Genomic DNA, 18605 nt, shown 5'->3' on the forward strand with positions numbered 1-18605 from the left:
TCCTCGAGCCTGCCTTTAGAGTCCCGTCGTCACGTCGATCTTATGGCCTTCGGCCAGTGTGACGACCGCCTTCTTCACATCCGACTGGCGGCCGCGCACGCCCTTGAAGGCGCGCAGCTTGCCCTTGCGCAGCAGCGTGTTGACGGCCTCGACCTTCACGTCGAAAAGCCCCTCCACAGCCGCCTTGATCTGCGGCTTGGTGGCGGTCTTGGCGACATTGAAGACCACTTTGTTCTGCTCGGAAGCGATCGTCGCCTTCTCGGTGATGACCGGGGAGACGATCACGTCGTAATGGCGCACATCCTTGCTCATTTCAGGCGCGCCTCCAGCGCATCGATCGCCGCGCGGGTCAGCACCAGCTTCTCCCGGCGCAGAATGTCATAGACATTGACGCCCTGGACCGGCAGCACGTCGATCCGCGGCAGATTGCGCGCAGCCAGCGCGAAATTGGCCTGCGGCTCCGCGCCGTCGATGATGAGCGCGCTGGAAAGCCCGGTCTTGTCGAAACCGGCCTTGAGCAGCTTGGTCTTCGGCTCGGTGAGCGAAGCGCTCTCCCAGACGATGATGGCGCCGTCCTTGGCCTTGGCCGAGAGCGCGTGCTTCAGAGCGAGAACGCGCACCTTCTTGGGCAGGTCGTGCTCGTGACTGCGCACCACCGGACCGAAGGCGCGACCGCCGCCGATGAACTGCGGCGCGCGCCGCGATCCGTGACGAGCGCCGCCCGTGCCTTTCTGCTTATGCAGCTTTTTGCCCGTGCGGGCGACGTCGGCGCGGTTCTTCACCGCATGCGTGCCGGCGCGCCGCTTGGCGAGCTGCCAGCGGATCATGCGGAAGATGAGATCCTGGCGCGGTTCGAGCCCGAAAATCTCGTCCGCCAGCTCGATCGAGCCGGCATCCTGGCCGTCGTACGACGTGACGCTGATCTGCACCACGGCTCAGTCCTCCTTCTTGTCTTCTTGCGCGGCGGGAGCTTCCGCCAGACGGTATTTGCCGGGCTGCGGCGCTTCGGCCGGCAGCGACCGCTTCACCGCGTCGCGCACAAAAATCCAGCCGCCGGCATGTCCAGGCACGGAGCCCTCGACCAGCAGCAGGCCGCGCTCGACATCAGTCTGCACGACCCGCAGATTCTGCGTGGTCACGCGGTCGACGCCCATATGGCCGGCCATTTTCTTGTTCTTGAAGGTCTTGCCCGGGTCCTGACGGCCGCCGGTCGAACCATGCGAGCGATGCGAGATCGACACGCCGTGAGTGGCGCGCAGACCGCCGAAGTTCCAGCGCTTCATCGCGCCGGCGAAGCCCTTGCCGATCGTCGTGCCGGTCACGTCGACGAACTGGCCGACGACGAAATGATCGGCCGTGATCTCGGCGCCGACGGGAAGCAGCTCCGTCTCCTCGACGCGAAACTCGGCGAGCTTCAGCTTCGGCTCGACCTTGGCGACGGCGAAACGGCCGCGCTCGGCCTTGGAGACGTTCTTCACCTTGGCGTGGCCGATACCGAGCTGCACGGCGGTGTAGCCGTTCTGCTCCTTGGTCCGATGGGCGACGACTTGGCAGCCGTCGAGCTTCAGCACCGTGACCGGCACATGCTCGCCCGCTTCGGTGAAGACGCGGGTCATTCCGACCTTTTGCGCGATGACGCCAGACCGCATGATCTCTTCCTTCGAAAGGCGCATCGCTCTCGTCGCGAGAGGCGCCCGGTTCATTTTTATTAGAGCTTGATTTCGACGTCGACGCCGGCGGCGAGATCGAGCTTCATCAGCGCGTCCACCGTTTGCGGGGTCGGATCGACGATATCGAGCACGCGCTTGTGAGTCCTGATCTCGAACTGCTCACGCGATTTCTTGTCGATGTGCGGCGAGCGGTTCACCGTGAACTTCTCGATCTTGGTCGGCAGCGGGATCGGACCACGCACCTGAGCGCCCGTGCGCTTGGCGGTGGAGACGATCTCCTTCGTCGACGTATCGAGAATCCGGTGATCGAACGCCTTGAGGCGAATCCGGATATTCTGTCCGTTCATCAGCGTCTTCCTCTTGGACCGCGAGCCGCGGCGCGCTCTGGGCCGCGAGCCGTGAAGGCTCGCAGGCCGTTTCTACGAATGCGAGGCGCGACGCCCCGCGGTCCAAATTCCTTATTCGATGATCGAAGCGACGACGCCGGCGCCGACGGTGCGGCCGCCTTCGCGGATGGCGAAGCGCAGCTTCTCCTCCATGGCGATCGGAACGATGAGGTTCACCTCCATCGCCACATTATCGCCCGGCATCACCATCTCCACGCCCTCGGGGAGCGTCACGATGCCGGTCACGTCCGTCGTGCGGAAGTAGAACTGCGGACGATAGTTGGTGAAGAACGGCGTATGACGGCCGCCCTCTTCCTTCGTCAGAATATAGGCTTCCGCCTTGAACTTGGTGTGCGGCTTCACCGAACCCGGCTTCGACAGCACCTGGCCGCGCTCCACGTCCTCGCGCTTGGTGCCGCGCAGCAGCGCGCCGATATTGTCGCCCGCCTCGCCCTGATCGAGCAGCTTGCGGAACATTTCCACGCCGGTCACGGTCGTCTTCACCGTCGGGCGAATGCCGACGATCTCGACTTCCTCGCCGACCTTGACGATGCCGCGCTCCACGCGGCCCGTCACCACCGTGCCGCGGCCCGAGATCGAGAACACGTCCTCGACCGGCATCAGGAAGGGCTGATCCTTCGGGCGCTCCGGCTGCGGGATATATTCGTCGACCGTCTGCATCAGCTTCAGGATCGCGTCATGGCCGATCTCGGGCGTCTTATTCTCGAGCGCAGCCAGGGCCGAGCCCTTGGTGATCGGAATATCGTCGCCGGGGAACTCGTATTTCGACAGCAGCTCGCGAACCTCGAGCTCGACGAGCTCGAGCAGCTCCGGATCGTCGACCATGTCGACCTTGTTCAGGAACACGACCAGCGCCGGCACGCCGACCTGGCGGGCGAGCAGAATGTGCTCGCGGGTCTGCGGCATCGGGCCGTCGGCGGCGGAGACGACGAGGATCGCGCCGTCCATCTGCGCGGCGCCGGTGATCATGTTCTTCACATAATCGGCGTGGCCGGGGCAGTCGACGTGGGCGTAGTGGCGATTGGCGGTCTCATACTCGACATGGGCCGTCGAGATGGTGATGCCGCGCGCGCGCTCTTCCGGGGCCTTGTCGATCTGGTCATAGGCCGTGAAGGTCGCGCCGCCCGTCTCGGCCAGGACCTTGGTGATCGCCGCCGTCAGCGACGTCTTGCCATGGTCCACGTGACCGATCGTGCCGATGTTGCAATGCGGCTTCGTGCGTGAGAATTTTTCCTTGGCCATGGCCACACTCCTTTAGAGACTGATTCCGCGACGTTGAGACGATCAGGCGTATTTCGCCTGAACCTTCTTCGACTCCGCCTCGGGGACCTGGTCGTAGTGGTCGAATTGCATCGTGTAGTTCGCGCGTCCCTGGGTGAAGGAACGCAGCTGATTGACATAGCCGAACATGTTGGCGAGCGGCACCATCGCATCGACGACGACCGCATTGCCGCGCATGTCCTGACCCTGGATCTGCCCGCGCCGCGAGTTGATGTCGCCGATGACCGAGCCCGTATATTCCTCGGGCGTCACCACCTCGACCTTCATGATCGGCTCGAGCAGCACCGAGCCGCCCTTCTGCAGCGCGTCGCGGAAGGCGGCGCGCGAAGCGATCTCGAAGGCGAGCACCGACGAGTCGACGTCGTGAAAGCCGCCGTCGATCAGCGTCGCCTTGACGTCGACGACGGGGAAGCCCGCGAGAATGCCGGACCCCATCACGCTGTTGATGCCCTTCTCGACGCCGGGGATATATTCCTTCGGCACCGAGCCGCCGACGATCTTCGACTCGAAGACATTGCCGGCGCCGGGCTCGTTCGGCTCGAAAATAATGATGACGCGGGCGAACTGGCCGGTGCCGCCGGTCTGCTTCTTATGCGTGTAGTCGATCTCGACGCGCTTCGTCAGCCGCTCGCGATAGGCGACCTGCGGCGCGCCGATATTGGCGTCGACCTTATAGGTGCGCTTCAGAATATCGACCTTGATGTCGAGATGCAGCTCGCCCATTCCCTTCAGAATGGTCTGGCCGCTCTCCTGATCGGTCGAGACGCGGAAGGACGGGTCCTCGGCGGCGAGCTTCTGGAGCGCGATGCCGAGCTTCTCCTGATCGGCCTTGGACTTCGGCTCGATGGCGATCTCGATGACCGGCTCCGGGAACTCCATGCGCTCCAGAATCGCAGGCTTCAGAGTGTCGCAGAGCGTGTCACCGGTGCGGGTCTCCTTGAGGCCGGCGAGAGCGACGATGTCGCCCGCATAGGCTTCCTTGATGTCCTCGCGGTTATTGGCGTGCATCAGCAGCATGCGGCCGACGCGCTCTTTCTTGTCCTTGGTCGAGTTGAGCACGGTGGTGCCCGAGTCGATTTTGCCGGAATAGACGCGGCAGAAGGTGATGGTGCCGACGAAGGGGTCGTCCATGATCTTGAAGGCGAGCATGGAGAAAGGCTCGCTGTCGGACGGATTGCGCACCAGCTCGTCGCCGGTGTTCATGTCCACGCCCTTGATCGCCTCGCGATCGACCGGCGACGGCAAATAGTCGACGACCGCGTCGAGCAGCGGCTGCACGCCCTTGTTCTTGAAGGCCGAGCCGCAGAACACCGGATGGAAGGCGGTCTGACGAACAGCCTTGCGGACGAGCTTCTTCAGCGTCTCCTCGCTCGGCTCCTGGCCGTCGAGATAGGCGGCCATGGCGTCGTCGTCGAGCTCGACCGCCGCCTCGATCAGCGTGGTGCGATACTCTTTCGCCTTGTCCAGCAGATCGGCCGGGATCTCTTCGTCGTGATATTTCGCGCCGAGACCCTCGTCGTCCCAGACCACCGCCTTCATGCGGACCAGATCGACAATGCCCTTGAACAGATTCTCGGAGCCGATCGGCAGCTGCAGGCAGACCGGCTTGCCGCCGACCTTGGTGACGATATCGTCGACGCAGCGATAGAAATCGGCGCCGATCTTGTCCATCTTATTGACGAAGACGACGCGCGGAACCGCATATTTGTCGGCCTGACGCCACACGGTCTCGGTCTGCGGCTCGACGCCTTGATTGCCGTCGAGAACGCAGACGGCGCCGTCGAGCACGCGCAGCGAGCGCTCCACCTCGATGGTGAAGTCGACGTGGCCGGGCGTGTCGATGATGTTCAGGCGCTTGCCGTTCCAGAAGGTCGTCGTCGCGGCGGAGGTGATCGTGATGCCGCGCTCCTGCTCCTGCTCCATCCAATCCATCGTCGCGGCGCCTTCATGCACCTCGCCGATCTTATGGCTCTTGCCGGAGTAGTACAGAATACGCTCGGTCGTCGTCGTCTTGCCCGCGTCGATGTGGGCCATGATGCCGAAGTTGCGATAGTCTTCGATGGGATGGCTACGGGGCATTTGAGATGTCCTCGATCAGAGGGCGACGAAAAGGGTTACCAGCGATAGTGCGAGAAGGCGCGGTTCGCTTCCGCCATGCGGTGCGTGTCCTCGCGCTTCTTCACCGCATTGCCGCGGTTGTTGGAGGCGTCGAGCAGCTCCGCCGAAAGACGATCGACCATCGTCTTGTCGTTGCGGGCGCGCGCCGCCGTGATGATCCAGCGGATCGCCAGCGCCTGACGACGCTCGTTGCGGACCTCGACCGGCACCTGATAGGTGGCGCCGCCGACGCGCCGCGAGCGAACCTCGATCGCCGGCGCGACATTCTCGAGCGCCGACTTGAACACCTGCAGAGGATCGCTCTTGGCCTTGGCCTCGATGATGTCGAAGGCTCCGTAGACGATCGCCTCGGCGACCGACTTCTTGCCGTCGTACATGATCGAGTTCATGAACTTGGTGACGACGGAATCGCCGAACTTGGCGTCCTCGATGATTTCCCGCTTCTCGGCGCGATGGCGACGCGACATGTCTCTCGCTCCTTACTTCGGACGCTTCGCGCCGTATTTCGAACGGCGTTGCTTACGGTCCTTGACGCCCTGCGTGTCGAGCACGCCGCGCAGAATGTGATAGCGCACGCCGGGAAGGTCCTTCACGCGGCCGCCGCGGATCATGACCACCGAGTGCTCCTGGAGGTTATGACCCTCGCCCGGAATGTAGCCGATGACCTCGAAGCCATTGGTCAGGCGCACCTTGGCGACCTTGCGGAGAGCCGAGTTCGGCTTCTTCGGCGTCGTCGTGTAGACGCGCGTGCAGACGCCGCGCTTCTGGGGGCAGGCCCCGAGATGGCGGGACTTCTCGCGGTAGGTCTTCGGTTGCCGCGGCTTGCGGATCAACTGGCTGATCGTCGGCATTCCAGTTCCTTCGCTCCAGATCAGACGCACGATTTGCGCGCCCGGCGAATTGGCGAATAATCAATACCCCGCCCACGTTCGCTAGAACGCAAGCGAGCTGAGCGCCCTCGGCCCTCCGGCCCAAGGCGCTCCTCATGCAGAGGACCCCGTTTCCGGGGTCGTGCCTTCCTGGAGGACGCTCGCGCGCCCCATGATTACCAACTGCTTGGCAGTCTCAGGTGAGGCCGACAGCGTATAAGTTCGAAGGGTCGCGAGCGCGGCGCTTGCGACGACGTGAACTTACTGCCTGTCGAAAGTGGGCGGAACCTAATGGCGCGTTACCGCCGCGTCAAGCGCAGATTGTGTCATGTAGAAGAAAATTAGCAGTTCGCGGAAATCGAGGCGAAAGCCGCGCCTTAGAGAGAACGCGAGCGCAGGCGCGCCCTATTCCCTCCGCGGAAAAGACCGGCTATCGCTGCGGCCACTCCCTTACGAGAAAGAGCCGCACGATGAAACTCCCCAATCAATTCTACCGCCCGCTCGCCATCGGCGCGCCGGCGCCCTTGCGCGAGCTTCCGGTCAAGGTCGAGCGGATGATCCATTTCGTGCCGCCCCATTTGGAGAAGCTGCGCGCCAAGGTGCCCGAGCTCGTCCGCCAAGTGGATGTGGTGCTCGGCAATCTCGAGGACGCCATTCCCGCCGACGCCAAGGAAGCCGCCCGCAAAGGCTTCATCGAGATGGCCAAATCCACGGAGTTCGGCTCCACCGGCCTGTGGACGCGCATCAATTCGCTGAACTCGCCCTGGATTCTCGACGATCTGATCGAGATCGTCGCCGCCGTCGGCAATAAGCTCGACGTGGTGATGCTGCCCAAGGTCGAAGGCCCCTGGGACATTCATTATCTCGATCAGCTGCTCGCCCAGCTCGAGGCCCGCAATGGCGTGACCAAGCCCATTCTCATTCACGCCATTCTGGAGACGGCCGAAGGCGTGAAGAATGTGGACGCCATCGCCGCGGCGAGCCCGCGCATGCATGGCATCAGCCTCGGCCCGGCCGATCTCGCCGCCTCGCGGGCGATGAAGACGACGCGCGTCGGCGGCGGCCATCCCGATTATCGCGTGCTGGCGGACGCCGATCCGGGCCAGGGCCTGCGCCCCTCCTATCAGCAGGATTTGTGGCATTACACCATCGCCAAAATGGTCGACGCCTGCGCCTCGGCGGGAATCAAGGCGTTTTACGGGCCGTTCGGCGATTTCTCCGATTCGCCGGCCTGCGAATCGCAATTCCGCAACGCCTTCCTGCTCGGCTGCGCGGGGGCCTGGTCGCTGCATCCGACGCAGATCGCCATCGCTAAGCGCGTCTTCTCGCCGGATCCGGCGGAAGTGGCCTTCGCCCGCCGCGTGCTGGAGGCGATGCCGGACGGCACCGGCGCGGTGATGATCGACGGCCGCATGCAGGACGACGCCACCTGGAAGCAGTGCAAGGTCGTCGTCGATCTCGCCCGTCAGGTCGCCGCCAATGATCCGGATTATGCGGCGATCTACGGTTTCTGAGTCCTGCGCGCGGGCGGCCGGCCGCCCGCGCTTTACAGCGTTGACGCCAATGGCGGCGCTGCGCTACCGTTTCTATCGGTATGAAGCGTAACAGATGGCGTCGATCGATATGACGAGAGAATGTAGCGCCAAATTCACGATCGGGCAGGTCGTCAAGCACCGTCGCTATCCGTTCCGCGGCGTGATCTACGACGTCGATCCCGAATTCGCCAATACGGAAGAATGGTGGCTGTCCATTCCCGAGGAAGTCCGGCCGCGCAAGGACCAGCCCTTCTACCATTTGTTCGCCGAGAATTCGGAGACGGAATATGTCGCCTATGTCTCGGAGCAGAATCTCCTGCCCGACAATTCCGGCGATCCGGTGCGCCATCCGCAGGTCGAGGAGACCTTCGAGCGCTCCTCCGACGGCTATTATCGCGTGAAATCGGCCAAGCGGCACTGAGACGGCCGCAAGAGAGGCGTCGTTGCTCTGAATTCCCGGTCGGGCCGCGGCCTGCCGGGCATGACGCCGTCATCTCGAATTCGAACCCACTCCGTCATTGCGGGCGAAGCGAAGCAATCCAGAGCCGCGGGGCGGCCCCTGGATTGCTTCATCGCTGCGCTTCTCGCAATGACGGCCGAGGGGACGAGCCCCGGCGCTCGCCCCCATCGGGAGATCGAAACGCCGGCGCCTGCGAATGTCACTTCCCGGCGGGCGCGGCCGGCTTCTGCTGGCTCTCGAGCTTCTTGCGCTCTTCGTCGGCCTTTTTCTGCAGCTCTTCCTGCAGCTTCTTCTGCTGCTCCTCGAGCACCTTGGGGTCGACGGGCGGGCCGTCGAAGGACTTGCCGAAGCCCGTCAGCGGCAGAAGGAAGGTCACTTCATTGTTGACCTGATTCTTGACCACTATGGTCATCTTGTCGGCTTTCTTCATCTGGTCGATGAGCGCCGTCTTGACCTTGGCCTGCGCGAAGCAGCCATTGGGGAAGCAGATCTCGAACTCGCCGGCGTCCAACGCGCCTGCGCCGACGGCGAAGCGGAAGCCCGGCTTCAGCAGCAAGCCCGGCGGCAGCAGCAGACGGATGATCTTGCTGTCGTCGCCCTTGGGATCATAGACGGCGAGCGCCAGCAGAGGCTGATCGGCCTGAGCGCCGAAATCGCGCGTCGTGTAGCAGATTTCCTTCTTCGACTGCTGATCCGCGCCGCAAACCTTGGTCCACTCCGGCTGCACGGGGACGAGATCGGCCTTGATCGGCCCTTGCGGAGCCTGCTGCTGCGCGGGCGCGGCCGGTTGCGCCGGAGCCGCGGGGGCGGGAGCCGGCGCCGCAGGCTTGGGAGCCGGCTTCTGCTGAGCCTGCGCCACGCCCGCCGAAACGAGGAGAGCCCCCGTCAGAACCGCAGCGACGATCCGCGGAAATTGAATTGGCATAAGTCGTCCTTTCGAGTAGTGCACGATCGAGTGGGCGCACGGGGCGTCATTCGCGCGAGGAAAGAGCCTCTTACCTCCCCGTCCTCGGTCTTCGCCCTGGGACGGGGCGAAAGGTAGACGGAGCCTCATACAAAATCGACGCGCCGAATTCCAGCGGCCTGCGCGAGCCTCGAGCGAGACCGCCCCGCGCCGGGCGGCGAGACGCCCAAGCCTGCGCAGCCCTCGTATTTCCAAGAACATATGTGAATACCCCGAGTCCGTCCAAGACGTCTTGTCCCGGTCCACCCGCCCTTGAATATGGTCTGCCCATGACGATTCGAGCGATTCGCGCCGCAATTCTCGCCACGCTTTTCCCCTTGTTCTTCGCAGGGGCGCAAGGCGCGAGCGCCGTCGCCGCCGAGAGCCACGGCCTCGCAATGCATGGCGAGCCGGCTCTCCCGGCCGATTTCGACCATCTGCCCTATGCCGATCCGCAGGCGAAACAGGGCGGCCGGCTGCGAATCGGCCTGCAGGGCGCCTTCGACAGCCTCAATCCTTTCAACCTCAAGGCCGGCTCGACCGCGCAAGGGCTGGAGGGCAATGTCATTCAGCGGCTGATGGCGCGCTCGCTCGACGAGCCCTTCACCGTCTATGGCGTGCTGGCGCGCTCGATCGATGTCGATGATTCGCGCGAGCATGTGACCTTCCGTCTCGACCCGCGCGCCCGCTTCTCCGATGGCGCGCCGCTCACCTCGGCGGATGTGCGCTTCTCCTTCGATCTGCTGAAGGCCAAGGGCCGTCCGCAGCAGCGCAGCGCCTATGGGCTGGTGAATCGCGTCGAGACGCCGGACGCGCAGACGATCAGCTTCGACCTCACCGGCGCCAATGATCGCGAGCTGCCGCTGATCCTCGGCTTTCTGCCCGTGCTGCCCAAGCACGCCACCGATGTCGAGCATTTCACCGACGCCACGCTGAAGCCGCCGATCGGCTCCGGCCCCTATGTGGTCGAGGAGGTCGAGCCCGGCGCGCGGCTCGTGCTGAAGCGCGATCCGTCCTATTGGGGCAAGGACCTGCCGATGCAGCGCGGGCTCTATAATTTCGATCAGATCGACGTGAATTATTTCCGCGACGCCAATTCGCTGTTCGAGGCCTTCAAGGCCGGCGTCGTCGATTATCGCGAGGAGTCCAACACGACGCGCTGGGCCAGCGGCTATGATTTCCCCGCCGTGCGCGACGGGCGCGTCGCCGTGGAGACTCTGCCGAGCCCCGGCCCCAAGGGCATGGAAGGCTTCGTCTTCAACACGCGGCGGCCCATGTTCCAGGACACGCGCCTGCGCGAGGCGCTGGGCCTGATGTTCGATTTCGAATGGATCAACGCCAATCTCTATTCCGGCCTCTACACGCGCACCAAGAGCTTCTTCGACGAATCGGAGCTCGCCTCCACCGGCCGCCCGGCCAGCGAGGCGGAGCGCGCCCTGCTCGCCCCCTTCCCCGGCGCCGTGCGCGAGGACATTCTGGAAGGGCGCTGGCGCCCGCCCGTGCATGACGGCAGCGGCCGCGACCGCGAGCCCGCCCGCCGCGCGCTGGAGCTGCTCGGCGAGGCCGGCTACAGGCTCGTCGACAATCGGCTGATGAAGAATGGCGATCCGCTCTCCTTCGAGATCATGGTCGCCAATCGCGATCAGGAGCGTCTGGCGCTGTTCTTCGCCTCCTCGCTGCAGCGCATCGGCGTCGCCGCGAGCGTACGCCTCGTCGACGAGGTGCAATATCAGCGTCGCCGCCAGAAGTTCGAATTCGACGTGATGTTCGGAACCTGGACCGCCTCCGCCTCGCCCGGCAATGAGCAGCGCATGCGCTGGGGCTCCGCAAGCGCCGCGCAAGAAGGCTCCTATAATCTCGCGGGAGCCTCCTCTCCGGCGATAGACGCGCTCATCGCAGCGCTGCTGTCCGCGCGCGGGCGCGAGGATTTCGTCGCCGCCGTGCGCGCCTACGACCGCGCGCTACTCTCCGGTTTTTACATCGTGCCGCTCTATCACTCCTCGACGCAATGGATCGCTCACTCGACGAAAATCGCGAGGCCGTCGAAATTGCCCCGCTACTCTCCCTTGTTTGGCGCCACGCTCGAGACATGGTGGAGGACGGAGCCGTGACGCTCGCCGACAACTCCGGCCGCGCGCTCTCGCGCGCGCATCCGCTGACCATGTTCGGCCTCGACGCGCTGATCGCCGGCGCGGCGCGGCTGCGCCCCATGCGCCTCGCCGCCGCCGACGCCTCGACCGGCGCGGCGATCGACCACGCCGAGCTCGACCGCCGCGTCGCCGCCTTTCGCGCCGATCTGCGCAGCTTCGATTTTCAGCCCGGCGAGCGCATCATTCTCTTCGCCGCGCCGAGCAGCGCGACGCTGATCGCGCTCATCGGAATCATCTCCGCCGGCCTCGAGCCGGTGGCGGCGCCGCTCGGCCTCTCGGTCGGCGCTCTGGCGGCCGGCGCGCGCGCCGTCGCGGCCGCGGCGCTCATCGCGCCGGCCTCGATCGGCGGCGAGAGCCTCGAGGAGCTGGTCTTCGGCGTCGCCGCGCAAGCGCCTTCGATAAGGCTCATCGGATCGCTCGACGGGACCATAGACGGGGCCGTCGATTTCGGTCCGCGCTCGCGCAGCGAGAATGATTCGCCCGCCTCGACGCGCGCCGCGCCGGGCAAGAAAGTGCTGATCGGCGCGCTGGACCAATATGGCGCGCCGCATTTCCACGAGCAGGCGGGGCTCGTCTCCAGCGGCCTCGGCCTCATCGCCAAGGCGCATGTCAATGGCTCGGCGCCGCTGCTGTCGCTGGTCTCCCCGGGCACGATCGGCGGCCTCGTCGCCGGGCCGCTCGCCGCGCTGCTCTCCGGCGCGGCGCTGCATTTCCTCGCGCCTTTCGACGCCGCCGATTTCCTCGCGACGCTCGACGCGCTCGGCCCTCTGCGCCTCGTCGCGCCGCGCGCGGCGATGGCCGATCTCGACGCGGCCGGCCTGCTGACGAGCGGCGCGCTACTCGCCTGCATCGCCGTCCATCGCGCCGGCGAGGACGAGCCCGCCTTCGAGCCCTCGCACCCTTATTCCTGCCCGATCATCGAGATCGGCGCGGACGGCGCCCTGCGCGCCCCTCCGCGCCCTGTCGCAGGCCGCGCCGCCTATTGAGCGAGGCGGCGCAGCGTCGCCGCATCCCGCGCGCCGCCGCAGCAGCGCGCGATCGCTTCGGCGAACAGCGTCTCCTGCGGCGCCGCCTCGGCGAAGAGCGTCATCGAGGATTTGAACTTGAGATCGTCCGGCGCGCCGAAAATCTCGGCGAGCGGACGCTCCGCGGCGAGAACGAGGCGCGTGCCGGCGCGCAGCCTCTCGCCCAAAATCTCATGTGCGAGAAACGCGCGCGCCTCCGCCGCCGAGCTTATCGCATAGCGCTTCGCCATGGCGCTGGAGCCCAGCCCCTCGAGCTGCGGAAAGACGAACCACATCCAATGCGTTCGCTTGCGCCCGGCGGCGAGCTCCGCGATCGCCGTCTCGATGACGGAAGCCTGCGCCTCGACGAAACGGCGTAGATCGAAGGGATCGTCGGCCGACATGCTTCGCCTCCATCAGCGCGGGAAGACCCCCTCCCCAGCCCTCCCCCGCTATCGCGGGAGAGGGAGCAGATTCCGCCCTTTATCAAAATTACGCGAAACGCCGCCGCCTTCCCTCTCCCGCGAATAGCGGGGGAGGGTGAGGGAGGGGGCGCTCCCGCTATTTCGCGCCCGCCCGCCGTCCGACGAGCGCCGCCAGCGTCGCGCCCTCGCGCTCCAGCGTCTCCAAAATCCCGCTCTTTATGCGCCCGACCAGTCCCGGCCCCTCATAGACGAGCGCGCTATAGAGCTGCACCAGGCTCGCCCCCGCCTCGATCTTGGCGAGCGCCGCAGCGGCCGAATCGACGCCGCCGACACCGATGAGCGGAAACTGCCCCTCGACGCGCAGAAACGTCTCGGCGAGCATTTTCGTCGAGAGATCGAAGAGCGGCGCGCCCGAGAGCCCGCCCGCCTCTTTCGCGAAAGGCGAGGCCAAAGTCTGAGGCCGCGCCAGCGTCGTGTTGGAGACGATCATCCCGTCGATCTCCCGCGCGCGCGCGACGCTCACCACATCGTCGAGCTGCGCGAGCGAGAGATCCGGCGCGATCTTCAGCAGAACCGGGCGCCGGCGCCTCGCCCGCTCGCGCGCCGAGAGCACGCGCGCCAAAAGCTCGGAGAGCGCGGTCTTCTCCTGCAGATCGCGCAGGCCCGGCGTGTTGGGCGAGGAGACATTGACGGTGAAATAGCTCGCCAGCTCGGAGAAGGCCGCAATGCCGCGCTCATAATCGGCGATGCGGTCCGCGGCGTCCTTATTGGCGCCGATGTTGACGCCGACGATTCCGCCGCGCGAGCGCCGCGCCAGCAGCCTTTCATAGGCGAGCGTATGGCCGACATTGTTGAAGCCGTAGCGATTGACGATTCCGCGATCCTCGGGCAGCCGAAACACGCGCGGACGCGCGTTGCCGGCCTGCGGCTTGGGCGTCAGCGTGCCGACCTCGGCGAAGCCGAAGCCCATGGCCAGCATGGCGTCGGGAACCTCGGCGTTTTTGTCGAAGCCGGCGGCGAGGCCGATCGGATTGGGAAAATCGAGGCCGAAGGCGCTGACGGCGAGGCGCGGATCGTCGCGCGGCGGCTTCGGCGCCGGCATGAGCTGCAAGGCCGCGATCGTCGCCTGATGCGCCGTCTCCGGCGGCAGTCGGCGAAACAGCGCGGTGGCGAGATCGCCGAAAAAAACCTCGATCATTCGATGAGCCCCGCGAAATCATGGCCGCCATCCGCGCGCATCGGCAAAGCCGCGACCTTCGCGACGCGCGCGACCGGCAGCGTTCCGTAGAGATGGGGGAAGAGATCGCCGCCGCGCGAGGGCTCCCACTTCAGCGCATCGCCGAGAGGCTCGGCTTCCACAGCGACGAGCAGAAGATCGGCGACGCCGTTGAAATAGCGCGCCGCCGTCTCCTCGGCCTGCGCGCGCGTCGAGAAATGAATATAGCCGTCGGCAAGATCGATCCCGGCGCCGGCGAAAACGCCCGCCGCCTCGGCCTCACGCCAGAGGGAAGCGGGGAGAAGCTTGTAGATGAGGGTCATGGCGGAGAGATAGCAGGCGTTCGGGGCGCCGTGGTAGGGGGCTCGAATGAAAGGCTTGACGACCGCCGACATTAAGATATATCTTAGATCGATCTAAATAGGGACGATCCGTCATCTTCAACCTTCGGGCTCGATCCACTCCTCGAGCCTTCGAGCTCGGCGCGAACGCATAGCGAGCGCCGGGCGAACAGGTGAAACGCCACTCATGCGAGACACGTCTTCCAGGCGCATAGCGCCTATTCTCGGAGCCCTCGGCGCTCTGGGACCACTGTCGATCGATATGTATCTGCCGGCCATGCCACAGATCGCGGCGAGTCTGAATATCGGTGAAGGACAGGTGCAGTTCAGCCTCATGTCCTTCTTCGCTGGCCTCATGATCGGCCAGCTCTTCTACGGCCCGATCTCCGACTCCGTCGGCCGCAAGCCGGTCATCTACGCCGGACTCATGCTGTTCATCGTCGGCTCGATCGGCAGCATCACCGCCGCGACGGCCGAGCAGCTCTCCGCCTGGCGCTTCATCCATGGGCTCGGCGGCTCGGCCGGCATGGTGATGGGCCTCGCCATTGTGCGCGACATGTATACCGGACAAACGGCCGCCAAGCTCATCGCGATGATGATGCTCGTCTTCGGCGTCGCGCCGATTCTCGCGCCTCTGTTGGGCTCGGCGATCATCGCCGTCGCGCCATGGCAGGCTCTGTTCGGCGCGCTGGCGCTGTTCGGCGTCGCCGATCTCGTCCTGGTGTGGATCGCATTGCCGGAGACGCGCATGGAAGAGCTTCGCGCCGCCAGCCGCCCGCTCGACGCCGTCCGAAACTACGTGCATCTTCTCGCCAGCCGCCGCTTTCTCCCTTATGTGGCGGTGACGGCATTCTCGCAGGCTGGATTTTTCGCCTATCTCGCCGGCTCCTCCTTCGTCTTCATTTCGCTGCATGGCCTGACGCCCGCCGCCTATAGCGCTGTCTTCGCCGTCAACTCTATCGGCCTGATGGCGGCCGCGCAGACTGCGCCGCTGCTGATGGGCCGTTTCCAGCCGCAAACGATCGTGCGCGCCTCTGTCGTGATCTATGCGGCGACGGCTGTCTTGCTGGCGGCGGTCGAAATGGCCGGCGGCGCGAGTCTCATCACCCTCGCCGCGTCGCTCTTCATCATCATCGCAGCCAGGGCTGTCGTCATGCCAATCTGCAGCGTCATGGCGCTCGAATCCTATGGCGCGATTTCCGGCACGGCCTCGGCGCTGCTGGGAGCGCTGCAATTCGGCGCCGGAACATTCGCCTCCTTCATCGTCGGCGCAACGGCCAATGGCGCGGCTCTGCCGATGATCGCCGCTATCGCCGCTTGCGGAGTCGCCGCATGCATCGTGGCGTTCGCCGCCTTTCCCGAGCCGGCTTCCGCTCTTTCGCAGGAGCGGCGCCCCGAGCCCGCGTCGGCCCCATGACCCCCGCCCAATTCCACGCCTCCCTCGCCGCCGCGACGCCCCCTGCCCTCTCGCCGCCGCTGCTCGCACTGTGGAAAAACGCCAAAGGCGACTGGGACGGCGCGCATAAATGCGTCGATACGTCCGGCGAGGCGGACGCAATGTGGGTGCATGCGTTTCTGCATCGCGCGGAAGGCGATCTCGGCAACGCCGGCTATTGGTACGCCCGCGCCGGACGCAAGCCTTCAACCGGCCCGCTCGCCGAAGAATTCGAGACGATTCTCGCCGCTCTGCTCGGCTGATATGGCCCAGCCCCTCGCATCAGGACGCGGGGACTGTAGGTCTCGCGGCCAGAATCTCGCGCGCCTTCGCCGCGTCCTCGCGCATTTGCGCGGTGAGCGTGTCGAGCGAAGGGAATTTCGCCTCGCCGCGGATGAAGCCGATGAAGGCGACCTCCACCGTCTTGCCGTAGAGATCGCCGTCGAAATCGAAGACGAAAACCTCGAGCAGCGGCGCGCCCTCCGCCTCCACCGTCGGCCGGCGGCCAAAATTGGCGACGCCCTCGCGCACAACGCCGTCCGCCTCAAGCGTCACCGCGTAAATGCCGTGGCGCAGCTTGCTGGAGGGGTCGAGCGCTATATTGGCGGTCGGAAAGCCGAGCGTGCGGCCGAGCTGGCGGCCGCGGGTCACGACGCCCTCGACGAAATAGGGATGGCCGAGCAGCTTGGTCGCCAGCGCGACGTCGCCGGCGGCGAGCGCCTCGCGCGTCGCGGTGGAGGAGACCGCCTCGAGGCTGCCGGCCTCGTCCTGCGTGATTCGCGGCACGATCTCGACCCGATAGCCCAGGCGCTCGCCTTCGGCGCGCAGAAAATCCGGATTGCCGGCGCGCTTGGCGCCGAAGCAGAAATCATAGCCCGCCACCGCAGCCGAGACGCCGAGGCTCCGCCCGAGAATCTCCTCGGTGAACTCGCGCGGCGGACGGGCGGCGAAAGCCGGATCGAAGGTGAGGATGATCATGCCGTCGAGGCCGAGGCGGGCCAGCAGCGCGGCCTTGGCGTCCGGCGGGGTCAGGCGGAAGATCACCGATTTTCCGGCGAAGCAATCGGCCGGATGCGGCTCGAAAGTGAGCACGGCGCAGGGCTTGCCGAGCTGTCGCGCCAGCGCCTGCGCATGGGCGATGACGCCGCGATGGCCGCGATGCAGCCCGTCGAAATTGCCGATGGCGACGACCGCCCCTTCGAGCCCCGGCGGCGGGGCGAGCGGATCGCGGGCGACGATGAAGGGCTGCGCGGAAGACAAGGCGGCGTCCAAGGCTTTGTGCGGTGCAGGAGCCGGCTCACTTTGGTTCGGATGACGCGCCATGTCCAGAGCGAGAGGGTCGCAGGGGCGCAGTCCCGTCGGCGCCTGGAAACGCGCAACCCGCCCCTAGACCGCGCGCGACGCTTTCCATGTCCTTCGAGACGGCGGCTGCTTGGCTCGCGCGGCATTCGCCGCCTTCCTTCTCCCCGCTCGCGGCGCCTTGCGGGGAGAGGGAGGAATGCACCGAGCCGTTCAGCTGGAAGTCATTTCAGACAGAAGGCTTCTGAACAGAGAGGACTGTCTCTTCGCGGCAAATTAACCTTTCTCCCCTTGCATGGCGGCGCCGCCCTTTTCGGCCGGGCGAAAGGCGATCTCGACAGCGATGACGCGCAGCAGAAAGAGACGATGCCTCGCCTTCATCATCGTCTGCGCCGCCGCCGCAGGCTGGCTCTGGCCGCATGTCGCCGGCGCCGGGGCGATGGCGCTCGCTTTTGTCGGCGTGTTGCATCTCGCCGTGCTGGCCTATGAGGAGATCGCCTTTCCGCAATATAGCGAGGCGATGAGCCCGGAGGATTACGAGCATTTCTGCGCCGCCCTGCTGCGCGAGGCGCGCTGGAGCGCGCGGGTCACGCGGCTGAGCGGCGATCAGGGCGTCGATATCGTCGCGGAGAAACGCGGGCGCAGGATCGTCGTCCAGTGCAAGAAATATTCGAAGCCGGTCGGCAACAGGGCCGTGCAGGAGATCGTCGCCGCCATCGCCCATGAGGAGGCCGAGCGTGGAATCGTCGTCGCCACCAAGGGCTATACGGCGAGCGCGGCGCAGCTCGCCGCCTCCAATGAGGTGCTGCTGCTGCATCACTCGGAGCTGACGAAGATCGACCGGCTGCTCAGGCAAATTTGCAATTGACTTCGCATTGGGCAGCGAGAGGACATGACTGTCCGAATCCTAATAAGTGCCATCCATCGGATCGCGTATTGATTTTGATCGCGTCGGCAATGTCGGAAGCTGTTGAATTGCATTACGAATAGCAAATGCCTCTTTCCTTGCCGCAGCGACGACTGCAAGGTCATTCTGAATTTTTAACAAGTCATGAGGCTTTGGCTCGAAACTTAAATGTCCAGGCGCCGTAATTTCCATACGCGCCATAATATTTTCGTCACGAATATCAACAAGCCACATATCATGAAGCGCACGGTTTCGCTTTTCGGTCGCCCCTCTCACGTTCTCTGAAAATTTGTTGACTTGTTTCAGTAGAGGCTTCGGTGCCTCCACCAACTCGAGAAGGCTTTTTACGGCCGCGAGGCGTCCCTGCAATGTGAAGATTTGCGAAGTGATGCACGCCCCAGCTTCACTAGAAAGGCCACTCAATATCCAAATCGACTGGTTCATTGCAAATTCAATATGAGCCCAATTGTTGGCAATCTCAGCAAGGGTTTCAGCGAAACCGGGAGCCCATTTGAACGGTGGAATGCCACTCTCAACCATAGGGA

The 18605-nt window shown here is 65.1% G+C and carries 21 protein-coding genes; 7 read left to right on the forward strand and 14 right to left on the reverse strand.

Going from position 1 to position 18605, the window contains the following annotated elements; translation table 11 throughout:
- Positions 1-15: 15 nt before the first annotated feature.
- The 8 genes from K369_RS15795 to rpsL form a co-directional block, all read right to left on the reverse strand.
- Positions 16-312, reverse strand: coding sequence for a 50S ribosomal protein L23 (locus tag K369_RS15795; protein ID WP_024881009.1), 297 nt, complete (start codon positions 310-312; stop codon positions 16-18).
- Positions 309-929, reverse strand: a complete 621-nt coding sequence (gene rplD / locus K369_RS15800; protein ID WP_026191477.1) for a 50S ribosomal protein L4 — start codon at positions 927-929, stop codon at positions 309-311. Before rplD ends, K369_RS15795 begins: the two co-directional genes overlap by 4 nt.
- A gap of 6 nt (positions 930-935) precedes the next feature.
- Positions 936-1649: a 50S ribosomal protein L3 gene (gene rplC / locus K369_RS15805; RefSeq protein ID WP_036295463.1), complete on the reverse strand. Its 714-nt coding sequence runs from the start codon at positions 1647-1649 to the stop codon at positions 936-938.
- Between the two features lie 59 nt (positions 1650-1708).
- On the reverse strand, positions 1709-2017 hold the full coding sequence (gene rpsJ, locus K369_RS15810) for a 30S ribosomal protein S10 (RefSeq protein WP_003613511.1): 309 nt from the start codon (positions 2015-2017) through the stop codon (positions 1709-1711).
- Between the two features lie 111 nt (positions 2018-2128).
- Positions 2129-3319 (reverse strand): elongation factor Tu, encoded by a 1191-nt coding sequence (tuf, locus tag K369_RS15815; protein ID WP_018265311.1) that lies wholly within the window; start codon positions 3317-3319, stop codon positions 2129-2131.
- Between the two features lie 42 nt (positions 3320-3361).
- Positions 3362-5437 carry an elongation factor G gene (gene fusA / locus K369_RS15820; protein ID WP_036292389.1) on the reverse strand — a complete coding sequence of 692 codons (2076 nt, stop codon included), beginning with the start codon at positions 5435-5437 and terminating at the stop codon, positions 3362-3364.
- 35 nt (positions 5438-5472) lie between these two features.
- Positions 5473-5943, reverse strand: coding sequence for a 30S ribosomal protein S7 (gene rpsG, locus K369_RS15825; RefSeq protein ID WP_018266642.1), 471 nt, complete (start codon positions 5941-5943; stop codon positions 5473-5475).
- 12 nt (positions 5944-5955) lie between these two features.
- Positions 5956-6327, reverse strand: coding sequence for a 30S ribosomal protein S12 (rpsL, locus tag K369_RS15830; protein ID WP_003610013.1), 372 nt, complete (start codon positions 6325-6327; stop codon positions 5956-5958).
- A gap of 488 nt (positions 6328-6815) precedes the next feature.
- On the opposite strand from rpsL, the gene K369_RS15835 reads away from it, so the two are divergent.
- Both K369_RS15835 and hspQ read left to right on the forward strand, forming a co-directional pair.
- Positions 6816-7859 (forward strand): CoA ester lyase, encoded by a 1044-nt coding sequence (locus tag K369_RS15835; protein WP_026599372.1) that lies wholly within the window; start codon positions 6816-6818, stop codon positions 7857-7859.
- Positions 7860-7953: 94 nt separating this feature from the next.
- A complete protein-coding gene (gene hspQ / locus K369_RS15840; RefSeq protein WP_245278217.1) occupies positions 7954-8301 on the forward strand; it encodes a heat shock protein HspQ in 348 nt (115 codons plus the stop codon).
- Between the two features lie 238 nt (positions 8302-8539).
- On the opposite strand, the gene K369_RS15845 is transcribed toward hspQ, so the two are convergent.
- Entirely contained in the window at positions 8540-9265 is a 726-nt protein-coding gene (locus K369_RS15845) for an invasion associated locus B family protein (RefSeq protein WP_036292390.1), read from the reverse strand.
- Between the two features lie 308 nt (positions 9266-9573).
- Here K369_RS15845 and K369_RS15850 point away from each other — a divergent pair, with 308 nt between their 5' ends.
- Complete coding sequence (locus K369_RS15850) at positions 9574-11394, forward strand: extracellular solute-binding protein (protein WP_036292391.1); 1821 nt, start codon at positions 9574-9576, stop codon at positions 11392-11394.
- Positions 11391-12419: an AMP-binding protein gene (locus K369_RS15855; protein ID WP_245278218.1), complete on the forward strand. Its 1029-nt coding sequence runs from the start codon at positions 11391-11393 to the stop codon at positions 12417-12419. Before K369_RS15850 ends, K369_RS15855 begins: the two co-directional genes overlap by 4 nt.
- Here K369_RS15855 and K369_RS15860 read toward each other — a convergent pair.
- The 3 genes from K369_RS15860 to K369_RS15870 all read right to left on the reverse strand — a co-directional run bounded on the left by K369_RS15860 (position 12413) and on the right by K369_RS15870 (position 14401).
- Positions 12413-12841 (reverse strand): DUF1810 domain-containing protein, encoded by a 429-nt coding sequence (locus K369_RS15860; protein ID WP_036292393.1) that lies wholly within the window; start codon positions 12839-12841, stop codon positions 12413-12415. The genes K369_RS15855 and K369_RS15860 overlap by 7 nt on opposite strands.
- 157 nt (positions 12842-12998) lie before the next feature.
- The gene (locus K369_RS15865) at positions 12999-14060 is read right to left on the reverse strand and encodes a quinone-dependent dihydroorotate dehydrogenase (RefSeq protein WP_036292394.1); all 1062 of its coding nucleotides are present in this window, start codon (positions 14058-14060) and stop codon (positions 12999-13001) included.
- Positions 14057-14401, reverse strand: a complete 345-nt coding sequence (locus K369_RS15870; RefSeq protein WP_036295466.1) for a DUF952 domain-containing protein — start codon at positions 14399-14401, stop codon at positions 14057-14059. The genes K369_RS15865 and K369_RS15870 overlap by 4 nt, the downstream gene beginning before the upstream one ends.
- 205 nt (positions 14402-14606) lie before the next feature.
- Here K369_RS15870 and K369_RS15875 point away from each other — a divergent pair, with 205 nt between their 5' ends.
- Entirely contained in the window at positions 14607-15836 is a 1230-nt protein-coding gene (locus K369_RS15875; protein ID WP_036292395.1) for a multidrug effflux MFS transporter, read from the forward strand.
- Positions 15833-16117: a hypothetical protein gene (locus K369_RS15880; RefSeq protein WP_036292396.1), complete on the forward strand. Its 285-nt coding sequence runs from the start codon at positions 15833-15835 to the stop codon at positions 16115-16117. The genes K369_RS15875 and K369_RS15880 overlap by 4 nt, the downstream gene beginning before the upstream one ends.
- A 19-nt stretch (positions 16118-16136) precedes the next feature.
- Here K369_RS15880 and K369_RS15885 read toward each other — a convergent pair whose 3' ends face one another.
- The gene (locus K369_RS15885) at positions 16137-17126 is read right to left on the reverse strand and encodes a bifunctional riboflavin kinase/FAD synthetase (RefSeq protein WP_036292397.1); all 990 of its coding nucleotides are present in this window, start codon (positions 17124-17126) and stop codon (positions 16137-16139) included.
- 370 nt (positions 17127-17496) lie between these two features.
- On the opposite strand from K369_RS15885, the gene K369_RS15890 reads away from it, so the two are divergent.
- The gene (locus tag K369_RS15890; RefSeq protein WP_245278219.1) at positions 17497-18021 is read left to right on the forward strand and encodes a restriction endonuclease; all 525 of its coding nucleotides are present in this window, start codon (positions 17497-17499) and stop codon (positions 18019-18021) included.
- 39 nt (positions 18022-18060) lie between these two features.
- Here K369_RS15890 and K369_RS26590 read toward each other — a convergent pair whose 3' ends face one another.
- On the reverse strand, positions 18061-18600 hold the full coding sequence (locus K369_RS26590) for a hypothetical protein (protein WP_156967947.1): 540 nt from the start codon (positions 18598-18600) through the stop codon (positions 18061-18063).
- Positions 18601-18605: the final 5 nt, after the last annotated feature.

The sequence above is a fragment of the Methylosinus sp. PW1 genome (assembly GCF_000745215.1).
Lineage (GTDB): Bacteria > Pseudomonadota > Alphaproteobacteria > Rhizobiales > Beijerinckiaceae > Methylosinus.